The organism is Dethiosulfatibacter sp., assembly GCF_983023055.1.
Genome location: NZ_CEZJXU010000024.1, coordinates 1 through 11661, shown reverse-complemented (window position 1 = coordinate 11661; position 11661 = coordinate 1). Strand labels below are relative to the sequence as shown.

Genomic DNA, 11661 nt, shown 5'->3' with positions numbered 1-11661 from the left:
TTAAGAAAGTTCAAAAACTAAACCTTATATATTATCCTGTGCTCAATGATATGGAGTATCCCGTTGGCACTTTTAACAGAAATTCCAGAGATTTGAATAGTGAAAATATTGAAGATGTAAGAGTAAGAGACATAATGAAACCAATTGGTGACAATGAAATCGTAAAGGAATTTGAAGAAATTAATATGATTTTCAATAAGCCCAGCGATATGTTTTTTATTGTTGACGACCAGGGGAAATTTATAAGCATATTGGAAAAAAGACATGTAATGAAGAGATATTTTGAAAAGCTTGCATATACCTATGCCAATTTCAAAGGGATTCTTGATAGTGTTGATACTGCCATTTTATCAATAAACAGGCAGGGACAAATCGTGTTTATAAACAGCTATGCAATGGAGCTGCTTTGTATTGCGGGAAGTAGTGCAGAGGATGTTGAAATAAATAATTTGCTTCATGATATGAACTTTACCAAAGATATTTTTGATTCAGAAGGTGAATTTAGTAAAAGTGTTGACTTCAATGGAAAAACCCTGGTTTTCAGCAGGAATTTCATAGAGCATAACAATAGAATTACAGGCGCGATTTGTTCGTTAAGAGACATTACGACATATAATAAAATAAATGATGAGCTTGCTGTAGAAAAAACTGAAAAGGAAGCTCTTAAATCTATTTTGGAGACAGCGTATGAAGGACTCATTGTAATTGATTCCAATGGATATATCACAATGATATCGGATGCATACAAAAGTTTTCTTGGAGTTGAAAATGAAAAGGTCGTGGGAAGACATGTAACTGAAATAGTTGAAAATACAAGGCTTCACAAGGTTGCTGAGACAGGAATTCCAGAAGTGGCGGATCTTCAGAAGATAAAGGATAATTATATAGTTGCATCAAGGATTCCTGTCTTTAAAAACGGCAAGGTAACAAGTGTTGTAGGTAGGATTATGTTCAAGAATATCGATGAATTTGATAAGCTTTACAGGAAGATAGGAAAAATTGAACAGCAGCTTGAAAATTACAAGGATGAAATATCAAAGATTAACAAGGCTAAATATAATTTCAGTGACATTGTTGGGAAAAGCAACGAAATGAAGCAGGTGATAAATCTAGCGAAGAAAGCTGCCTACACAAATTCCAATGTACTTATACTGGGAGAAAGCGGAACAGGGAAAGAACTTTTTGCTCATTCCATACATAATTCAAGTGCTAGGAGAAACAAACCTTTTATAAAGGTGAACTGTGCCGCAATTCCTGATGAATTGATTGAATCAGAATTATTCGGCTACGAGCAGGGAGCGTTTACAGGTGCGAAAAAAGGGGGAAGGATAGGTAAGTTTGAAGTTGCAGATCAGGGTACGATTTTTCTTGATGAAATTGGAGACATGCCCATGCATATGCAGGCGAAGCTTCTTAGGGTTATTCAGGAAAGGGAAGTAGAGAGGATAGGGTCCAACAAGACCATAAAAATAGATGTTAGAATAATAGCTGCAACAAATAGAAATATAGAGCAGCTCATAGAAGAAAAGCAATTCAGACTTGACCTTTACTATAGAATTAATGTTGTGACTATTGAAATTCCTTCTTTGAAAGAAAGGATTGATGATTTGGACCAATTGTGCAGGGAGTTTCTCAAAAAATACAGGGTAAGATATTTTAAAAAGGTCGACTCCATAAGTGAGTCTGCAATTGCAAAATTAAAGAAATATTCATGGCCAGGCAATGTAAGAGAGCTTGAAAACATTATTGAAAGAGCTATAAATATTTTGGATACGGACAGTATAATCAAACCTAAGCACCTTCCAGTTGATGTTTCGGGAGTTTATGACATTGAGGATGTTAAACCTCTGAGAGATATAGTGCGTGAAACTGAGAAGAAGGCAATTATTCAATGCCTTGAAGTTGTGAATTTCAACAGGTCAAAAGCTGCTAGACTCCTTGGCGTGAGCAGGGCTGCATTTTATGAGAAGCTTGACAAGTACAAGATAACAATAGTCGATAAAACAATACATATTGATGAATAATTCCTATGTAAAATGGGGAATACAACAAAACTGTATGGCGAACAATACATAAATGTATATAGTGGATTTGTCATGTATAGTAAACAAGACAATAAATCGATAAAATAAAAGAAGTGTTAGGTTATAGGTACAGAAACCCTTTATTTTGAAGTTTCAATATCATAAAATTTGTCTGGATTAGCTTGTGGTAAAGAATAGAAAGTATATATTCAACAAAAAACGTTAGAATATCAACGGAAATAAGTTTGTATGAAAAAATTGGCACAATAATTGCTATATATAATATAGAAATGATTGATAGGATATGAAAGAAATGGGATTAACCATATAAATAAAAAATAATGGAGGATTATTATGAAAATATGTATTTTAGGGGCTGGAACTATGGGTTCTGGCATAGCCCAGGTTTTTGCACAGAATGGACACGATGTTATTTTAAGAGATATTAAGGAAGAATATGTGGAAAAAGGATATTCTTTTATAGAAAAGAATTTAAGTAGATTGGTAAAAAAAGAAAAAATTTCTGAAGATGACAAGACGGGGATTTTAGGCAGAATCAAAACCACAGTAAGTTTAAATGAAGCTTCGGATTGTGACCTGATAGTTGAAGCTGCTGTGGAAAACATGAAGATTAAAAAAGAAATATTTTCTGAACTGGATAAAATATGCGATGAGAAAACAATTCTTGCAACCAATACATCATCTTTATCCATTACGGAGATAGCAATAGCTACAAAGAGACCAGATAAAGTGATAGGAATGCATTTCTTTAATCCGGCTCCAGTAATGAAGCTAGTAGAAATAATAAAGGGACTTTCAACTTCTGAAGAAACTTTCAATACAGTAAAGGGATTGACACAGTCTTTGAAAAAAGAAGGCGTAGCAGTTGAAGAAGCACCGGGATTTGTAGTAAACAGGATTCTAGTGCCTATGATAAATGAAGCTGTAGGTATTTTGGCGGATGGTATTGCAAGTGCTGAGGATATTGATAATGCTATGAAGCTTGGAGCAAATCATCCAATAGGACCATTGGCACTTGGAGATTTAATAGGACTTGATGTTTGTCTTTTCATTATGGAAATACTAAACAATGAATATGGAGATCCAAAATATAGACCACATCCATTATTGAGAAAAATGGTAAGAGGAAACAAACTTGGAAGAAAGACTGGCGAAGGATTTTTCGTATATAAATAGTAAAAATGTAGCATAACTAAATTAATAGAAAGATTGATTCGTGAAAGGGGATTCTGCTGGAATCTCCTTTTGTTGTCTGGAAAACAATACAATTTAATGGTCGAAATAAAAGAGTGTCTGGGTTAACATACATGCTTATTAGAAGATTGTCTTGGAAACCAGACAAAAAACATATTTATATGTTAAAATATTCACGAAAAACACTTAGTCTGTAGTGTGATTTTTTGATGATTAACTGCAGTTACTGATATCACTGGATTTTTATTGGAGAAAATAATAGAGAAAACTTGGCATGGTTTATGCAAATAGTTATTTGAGAAGAAAAATATCACAAGTCTTTATCGAGTAAAATGAAGGCTTTAGAGTATGAACCCAATGAAGACAGGATAGTGCATTTAACTATGTTCATACAAAATGACAGACAAAAGGCTTCTGTGTTTTTGGAAGCCTATGATTAGAAAAGGTTTGTTAAAATATTATCTAAAATTAATGGAGGTATGAAATGGATTTTAACATGAAGAAAGAGCATGAGTTGCTTAAACAGCTGTATAAAGAATTTACTGAGAATGAAGTAAAACCTTTGGCAGCCGAAATTGATGAAGAGGAAAGATTCCCTGCTGAGACGGTGGAGAAGATGAAGCAGTATGGTATGCTTGGCATTCCTTTCCCTAAGGAACTTGGAGGACAAGGCGGGGACAATCTTGCATATATAATGCTGGTTGAAGAGCTTTCCAAGGCATGTGGAACTACAGGGGTTATACTTTCAGCTCATAATTCACTTTGCTGTGCGCCTATATATGAATTTGGAACAAAGGAACAAAAAGAAAAGTATTTGATTCCATTGGCAAAAGGAGAAAAGCTTGGAGCCTTCGGACTTACTGAGCCAAATGCAGGTACTGATGCTTCGGGTCAACAGACAAAGGCTATACTTGATGGAGATCACTATATTCTTAATGGATCTAAGATTTTCATTACAAATGCATCTTGTGCAGAAGTTTTTATAGTCTTTGCAATGACTGACAAGTCAAAGGGAACAAGAGGAATAAGTGCATTTATAGTTGAGAAGGATTTTGAAGGATTTTCAATAGGAAAGAAAGAGCTTAAGATGGGAATCAGAGGATCTGCAACTTGCGAGCTAATATTTGAAAATGTAAAAGTACCTAAGGAAAACCTATTGGGAAAAGTAGGAAAAGGCTTTGGAATAGCCATGAAGACTCTAGATGGTGGAAGAATAGGTATTGCCGCTCAGGCTCTTGGTCTTGCTCAGGGAGCAATAGATGAAACAGTTAAATATGTAAAGGAAAGAAAGCAATTTGGAAGATCTCTTTCTAAGTTTCAGAATACCCAGTTTGAACTTGCTGATATGCAGACAAGAACTGATGCATCAAGAATGCTTGTATATAGAGCTGCATGTAACAAGGATAATGGAATTCCTTACAGCAAGGAAGCTGCAATGGCTAAACTTTACGCTGCAGAAACAGCAATGTGGGTAACAACCAAAGCTGTACAGCTTCATGGTGGATATGGATATACCAGGGAATACCCAGTTGAAAGAATGATGAGAGATGCGAAAATAACTGAAATATATGAAGGAACATCAGAAGTGCAGAAAATGGTAATTGCTGCAAGCATGCTATAGGAGGAAATGGAAATGAAAATAATTGTATGTATAAAACAAGTTCCCGATACAAATGAAGTGAAGCTTAACCCGGAAACAGGAACGCTTATAAGAGACGGAGTACCAAGTATTATCAATCCTGACGATAAAAGCGGTCTTGAAGCTGCGCTGGAACTTAAAGACAAGCACGGCGCACATATAACTGTGTTAACAATGGGACCTCCACAGGCTGAAGGAGCCCTTAGAGAAGCTTTGGCCATGGGAGCTGATGAGGCTGTTCTGCTTACAGACAGAGTGTTTGCGGGCGCAGATACATGGGCTACATCTCTTACTCTTGCAAAGGCAATAGAGAAGATGGACTATGACCTTATAGTTGCGGGAAGACAGGCGATAGACGGAGATACAGCGCAGGTTGGACCTGAAATGGCGGAGCATCTTAAGATTCCACATGTAAGCTATGTTGACGACATGAAAAAGGATGGAGACAGTTTGATTCTTAAAAGAATGTTTGAAGATGGATACCACAAAATCAGAATTCAGACACCTTGTCTGATTACAGCACTTGCTGAAATGAATCAGCCACGATACATGAGTGTTGGAATGGTATTTGATTCTTTCAGGGAAAAGGAAATCAAAAAGATGACTTTTGCAGATCTTGACGTTGAAGCTGAAGAGATAGGACTTAAGGGTTCTCCTACAAAGGTTAAGAAGTCATTTACAAAAGGTGTAAAATCTTCAGGTGTAAAATATGACAATCTTGACGAGAGAGAAGCGGCAAAGGTAATTGTTGAGAAACTGAAAGAGAAATTTATAATATAACAGGAGGAAATATTGTGAAAAGAGAAGAATGCAATGGAGTATTTGTTTATATAGAACAGAAAAACGGAGATATACAAAATGTATCGCTGGAACTTCTTGGAAAGGCACAGGAGCTTGCTGCTGAACTGAAGCAGGAAGTAACGGCAGTTGTTATAGGTAATGATGTAAAGGGTGTTGATAAATTAGCCCACTGCGGAGCTGACAATATAGTTTATACTGAAGGCAAGGACCTTGAACTTTATATGACTGAGCCATATACAAAGGTTTTGGCGGAAGTAATCAATGTAAAAAAACCGGAAATATTTCTTTTTGGAGCTACTGCAATTGGAAGGGACATAGCGCCAAGACTTGCAGGAAGAATCCATACGGGACTTACAGCAGATTGTACATCACTTGAAATCAACGAGGAAAACAACGACCTTATGATGACAAGGCCTGCCTTTGGTGGAAACATCATGGCTACAATAATATGTCCGGATCATAGGCCTCAAATGGCAACTGTAAGATCGGGCGTAATGAAAAAAGCAAAGACAGACCTGGATAAGAATGTTGAAATAGAAAGATTTGCAGTTGAAATAAAGGCTGAAGACATGACTTATGAAATTCTTGAAGTTGTAAATGAAGTATCTGAAAAAATGGATATACAGGATGCGAATATTCTTGTGTCAGGTGGAAGAGGCGTTGGTAATACTGAAAACTTCGACAAGCTAGTAAGACTAGCGGATGAGCTTGGTGGAATTGTTTCTTCTTCAAGAGCTACAGTTGATACAGGTGTTATGCCTAAAGAGGTTCAGGTTGGACAGACTGGAAAAACAGTTAGACCGGACTTGTATTTTGCTTGTGGAATATCAGGAGCAATCCAGCACCTTGCGGGAATGGAAGAGTCTGAATTCATAGTAGCAGTAAACAAGGATGAAACAGCTCCGATATTTGATGTTGCAGATCTTGGAATAGTAGGAGATTTGAATAAGATTATACCTGCAGTTGTCGAAGAACTAAAAATAGCCAAGGCAATGAAGTTTGAATAATCTGACGGAGGCTATTTCGTCTGTTTATAAATGTGTTATGTTTGTGTAATGAATAAATAGTACGGTAATTAATTTAAGAGGCTAAATTTTTTGTTGACCGTGCACTGGAGGTGGAATAACCTGCATCTTTGCTGGAATATCAGTAAGGATGGGGGTTTTTTGTTGCCCTGCGTAGTTTGACATGATATCATGAATGATATATAATTGCGTTGTTTTCAATTGTGATAAAACATAGTGTTGATAAAACGATAATGAAATGAAACCATAGGGGATATACATGGCAATAGTAAACAGTAAAAACAATCTTAGGAAAAAGATAAAATATATATCAAATCCTGCCATTGAGATGGTTGCAAGCCTACACGTTCTTTCTGAACCTGAACATCATGTGAAACGTATTGAATGGGCAGGAAGGGTAGCTGAATTATTGGATGATGATCTTTATGAAAAGATAAAGTTTGTGGGAGACAAGTATAATCAGTGGTCATATATAATGGATGTTGTAGAGGTGGCTTGTCATGATTGCAATGATACTGATGATGTGGAAGCCATATTGCTTCATATTGAAGATATGAGTGACGAAGAGTTCGTATTATATTTTCTTGGCGAAACATATGTATTGACGGTAGAGAGAGCTTTAGGGTGGTTGAAAAACCCCTCCAGCATTAGAAATGGTAAAATAAAGGACATGACCCTTTATATAGACATGGGAGATCTGGTGCACTTTTTGGAAAATATCAGTTATGTAAGAAACGAAATAAGTGACATATTCAGAAGATACTGGAATGATTGTTTCTCCAATGAATGGGAAGGCATTTCAAAGGCCCATGGTAAGAAGATTGATAAGGAAAAGAATATACTGATGGACAGCGACCCCGGCGAATATATTCTTAAGCTGAACAAGGTTTTTGTACTTGAAGACTATACGCTTATAATGTTAAAAAACAAAGCATATCGAATGAACATTGATCTTGTTGACAATATTTATATTCTTCCATCCTTGTTCACTGCTCCTCATCTGATGCTGAATACCCATGCCAACAATGTTACTGTATATATGAATATAGCGGAACAGGATGTAAAAAAAATACCCAGAGAATTAATGGAAAATATAAAAGCCATAAGTGATGAAACAAGAATACTTATTCTTAAGGCTTTGACGAGGGAGTCGAGGACAACTAAGGAGCTAGCAGAGGCTTTTGGATTTGCGCCGGCAACCATATCACAGCATCTTAAGCTACTGAAAAACGCTGGACTTGTAAAAAATCAAAAAATTAAAAATTACGTCTACTATTCTGCTAAAAAGGAAAAAATCGAAAAAACCATTAAGGACTTAATAAAATACTTTGCAGACTGATAAATAAATAATTAAATAAGTCAAAAACAGAAACCACATATATAATGTGGTTTTTAATTATATAGCGATTAGGCGTTTGACAAATCGCCTAATGTAATTTATACTGATGTCAAGAAAGCAGCAACGTTGCGTTAAATGCATAAGCATTTATTAAGTCGCGAAGGAAAGTTTCCTTAAAAGTATAATACCAAAGCTTAAAGGGATTATGCATGTTTACTTTCCTAAGCTGTAATGAAATACACTTTAGATGTATAGGAGGATATTAATGAGTTTATTTGGTAATGAAATTAAAGAAGCAATCATATCTTTGGATATTGCAAGCGTAGGCCAGTTGACAAACAAGGCATTGGCTGATGGAGTAAAACCTAAGCAGATTTTGGATGATGGATTGTTAATTGGAATGGCAGTTGTTGGTGAGAGATTCAAAAGAAGTGAGATGTTTGTACCCGAGGTTCTTATGGCAGCAAAGGCAATGACAGAAGGTCTCAATATAATTAAACCTTTACTTGCTGGAGAGGATGCTAAAGGCAAGGGAACTGTTGTACTTGGTACTGTAAAGGGAGACCTCCACGACATTGGAAAAAGAATTGTTGCAATGATGTTTGAAGGTGCAGGATTTGATGTTATTGATCTTGGTTATGATGTTAAGCCTGAGGAATTTGTTTCAAAGGTAAAGGAAACAAACGCATGCATAGTGGGTATGTCGGCAATGCTAACAACTACAATGATGCAAATGAAAATCACAGTTGATGCATTAAAGGAAGCCGGTCTATATGACAAGATTGGAGTCATGGTAGGTGGAGCGCCTTTGACAGTTGAATATGCTGAAGGTATTGGAGCAAAATATTCACCTGATGCACAGGTAGCTGTAGAAGTTGCAAATAATATAGTTCAATAACGGAGGAATAATATGTTAACAAATCAGAAAGTAAACAGTGGACCCAATTTCGAATTATGGTCAGAGGAACAATTACATGAATTGCATCTAGCATCTTTGAAGATTCTTGAAAATACAGGTGTGGTTGTACATGATGCAGAAGCTTTGAAACTTTTAAAGGATGCAGGTGCATTTGTCGAGGAAAACGTTGCAAAGATACCTGCCCACATGGTGGAAGATGCTATAAAGAGTGCTCCTTCAAGAGTTACAATAACAGGACTTGACGAAAAGAAGCAGCTTAATTTATATAGAAATAATGTATATTATGGACTTGGAACAGATCTTCCAAGCTTTACAGATCCATATACTGGAAAAATAAGAGAAACAGTCCTTAATGATGTAATCAATGTAGGAAAGGTTACTCAATCCTGCGACAACATAGATTTTATAGCATCCCTTGGATTGGCTTCAGATGTTGACCAGAGAATGGTTGACCTGTACCATCTTAAATCTGTAAGAATGCACTGTGATAAGCCAAACTGGACAACTGCGGTAGATGCTGACTCTTTGAAAGCTTTGATAGACATGTCTGCAGTATCTGCAGGAGGATATGAGGAACTGAGAAGAAATCCTACATTTGGCGTATACAATGAACCTATTTCTCCACTTGTTTATAGTGAAGAAGCAGTGCAGAAGCTTATGATGTGTGCGGAATATGGAATACCTTCAACATGGGCTTCTGGAATAATCGCTGGTGCAACTGGACCTGTGACTTTGGCCGGTTGTTTGGCTCTTGGAAATGCCGAAGGACTTGGAGGACTTGTTATCCATCAACTTAAGAGAAAAGGATCTCCTTTCATTCTTGGCATAGTAATGTCAATAATGGATATGATGACTACAGTTTCTTCCTATGCATCTCCAGAATTCATTATGGCTCATGCAATAGTTGGACAGCTTGGAAGATTTTATGATATTCCAACATATGGTACAGGCGGATGTTCGGATTCAAATGTATTGGATGCTCAGGCTGGAATGGAAGCTGCATTTACAAACTTTACAGCTGCTCTTGGTGGAACAAACCTTACTCACGACAATGGATATCTTGGAGCAGGACTAATAGGAAGTCTTTCGATGATAATGTTGGATGACGAGGTAAACGGATATATCAAGAGATTCATGAGGTCTGTTGAAATAAACAGTGATACATTGGCACTTGATTTAATTCATGAAGTTGGACATGGTGGAGAATTTGTTTCAAAGACTCACACATTCCAAAATTTTAGAAAAGAACTTTATATGCCTAAGCATGCAAATAGAAAACAGTATCAGTCTTGGAGAATGGATGGAAGCAAGCCAATTGATAAGGTTATAGATGAAAGAGTTATTGAAATTATTGAATCCGTTAAGGAGCCTTTGCTTTCAGCTCACGAAATTCAAATGTATGATGAAATAATCAGAGAAAGAGAAGCAAAAATTAAAGTAGAAGGATTGTCTTATGTATGATAATATCGATGGAACTCTGTATATAGATGGATGCAGTTCTTTAGATCTTGTTAAAAAATATGAAACACCAATGTATCTTATTTCTGAAACCGAACTGAGGAATAGATGCGGAGAACTCAGAAATGACTTTCTAAATAAATATGAAAATACCAGAGTGGCTTATGCCGCTAAGGTATTTTCATCAGTTGCGATTTTTCAGATAATGGATGAGGAAGGTTTCTGTGTTGATGTTGTAACGGGTGGAGAGCTATATACCTGTCTTAAAGCTGGATTTCCTGCGGAAAGAATAGAATTCAACGGAAACAACAAGTCTGTAAAAGAACTTGAAATGGCAGTTGACAATAATGTTGGAAGAATAATAGTGGACAATACTGATGAACTCGAAGTACTTGAAGAAATATGCAAGGAAAAGAACAAGAAGATGAATGTCCTATATAGAATAACACCTGGAACAAAAAGTAATACCCATGCACATATAGATACTGGTCAGAAGGACTCCAAATTTGGAATAGCCTTGAATGAAGAAATAATATATCCTGCGATTGAAAAAGGCATAAAATCCGACCACCTTAATTTTAAGGGATTGCATTTTCATGTTGGATCACAGTTGTTGGATAATGCATCGCACCTACAGGCTATTGAAACATCACTTAATCTTCTCAAGGAAACAAAGGAAAGATTCGGTTATGTAATGGAGGAACTTAACATAGGAGGAGGTTTCGGTATCAAATATACTGAAGAAGACGAGCTCAAGCCTTTTAACTACTTCCTTGATCCAGTTATGGAGAGGGTGGAAGCGTTTTCTCAGGAACTTGGAATCAAAAGACCAGCGATTGTTACAGAGCCTGGAAGAAGTATGATGGGTGGAAGTGCAATGCTTTATACTATAGGGGCAGTCAAAGAAATACCGAATATCAGAAAATATGTATCTGTAGATGGCGGTATGTCGGATAATTTACGACCTGCCATGTATGCATCAAAATATGAAGGTGCAGTTGCAAACAAGATGAATGAAAAGGCTGAAGAAAAGGTAACTATTTGCGGCAAATGCTGCGAATCAGGAGATGTAATCATTAAGGACTTTGAAGGACCAAAACTTGAAAGAGGAGACATTTTTGCTGTTTTCAGTACAGCCTACTGTTACTCACTGGCAAGCAACTACAACAAAAATCCTATACCTCCAACCATAATGCTAAAGGATGGAGAATCAAAGGTAATTGTAAAGCGTCAATCATATG

Annotated in this window: 9 protein-coding genes; all 9 read left to right on the top strand. The window is 36.5% G+C overall.

Annotated features, from left to right (window positions below; all coding sequences use genetic code 11):
• On the top strand, positions 1–2024 hold a 2024-nt coding region (locus AC3AX0_RS02120), incomplete at its 5' end, for a sigma 54-interacting transcriptional regulator (protein WP_487548652.1).
• A 354-nt stretch (positions 2025–2378) separates the two neighbouring features.
• Positions 2379–3221: a 3-hydroxybutyryl-CoA dehydrogenase gene (locus AC3AX0_RS02115; RefSeq protein WP_487548651.1), complete on the top strand. Its 843-nt coding sequence runs from the start codon at positions 2379–2381 to the stop codon at positions 3219–3221.
• Between the two features lie 502 nt (positions 3222–3723).
• The gene (locus AC3AX0_RS02110) at positions 3724–4860 is read left to right on the top strand and encodes an acyl-CoA dehydrogenase (protein ID WP_487548650.1); all 1137 of its coding nucleotides are present in this window, start codon (positions 3724–3726) and stop codon (positions 4858–4860) included.
• Positions 4861–4872: 12 nt separating this feature from the next.
• Positions 4873–5658, top strand: coding sequence for an electron transfer flavoprotein subunit beta (locus AC3AX0_RS02105; protein ID WP_487548649.1), 786 nt, complete (start codon positions 4873–4875; stop codon positions 5656–5658).
• A 14-nt stretch (positions 5659–5672) separates the two neighbouring features.
• Positions 5673–6686, top strand: a complete 1014-nt coding sequence (locus AC3AX0_RS02100; RefSeq protein WP_487548648.1) for an electron transfer flavoprotein subunit alpha/FixB family protein — start codon at positions 5673–5675, stop codon at positions 6684–6686.
• Between the two features lie 277 nt (positions 6687–6963).
• Entirely contained in the window at positions 6964–8043 is a 1080-nt protein-coding gene (locus tag AC3AX0_RS02095; protein ID WP_487548647.1) for an ArsR/SmtB family transcription factor, read from the top strand.
• A gap of 265 nt (positions 8044–8308) precedes the next feature.
• The gene (locus AC3AX0_RS02090) at positions 8309–8941 is read left to right on the top strand and encodes a cobalamin B12-binding domain-containing protein (RefSeq protein ID WP_487548646.1); all 633 of its coding nucleotides are present in this window, start codon (positions 8309–8311) and stop codon (positions 8939–8941) included.
• Between the two features lie 12 nt (positions 8942–8953).
• Positions 8954–10423 (top strand): trimethylamine methyltransferase family protein, encoded by a 1470-nt coding sequence (locus tag AC3AX0_RS02085; protein ID WP_487548645.1) that lies wholly within the window; start codon positions 8954–8956, stop codon positions 10421–10423.
• The coding region (gene lysA / locus AC3AX0_RS02080; protein WP_487548644.1) for a diaminopimelate decarboxylase at positions 10416–11661 on the top strand (1246 nt) is incomplete at its 3' end. The genes AC3AX0_RS02085 and lysA, both read left to right, overlap by 8 nt.

Excerpts from the sequence above, each read along its gene's own strand:
- AC3AX0_RS02115 (WP_487548651.1), top strand. The coding sequence starts at position 2,379 with ATGAAAATATGTATTTTAGGGGCTGGAACTATGGGTTCTGGCATAGCC.
- AC3AX0_RS02085 (WP_487548645.1), top strand. The coding sequence starts at position 8,954 with ATGTTAACAAATCAGAAAGTAAACAGTGGACCCAATTTCGAATTATGG.
- AC3AX0_RS02090 (WP_487548646.1), top strand. The coding sequence starts at position 8,309 with ATGAGTTTATTTGGTAATGAAATTAAAGAAGCAATCATATCTTTGGAT.
- AC3AX0_RS02095 (WP_487548647.1), top strand. The coding sequence starts at position 6,964 with ATGGCAATAGTAAACAGTAAAAACAATCTTAGGAAAAAGATAAAATAT.
- AC3AX0_RS02105 (WP_487548649.1), top strand. The coding sequence starts at position 4,873 with ATGAAAATAATTGTATGTATAAAACAAGTTCCCGATACAAATGAAGTG.
- AC3AX0_RS02110 (WP_487548650.1), top strand. The coding sequence starts at position 3,724 with ATGGATTTTAACATGAAGAAAGAGCATGAGTTGCTTAAACAGCTGTAT.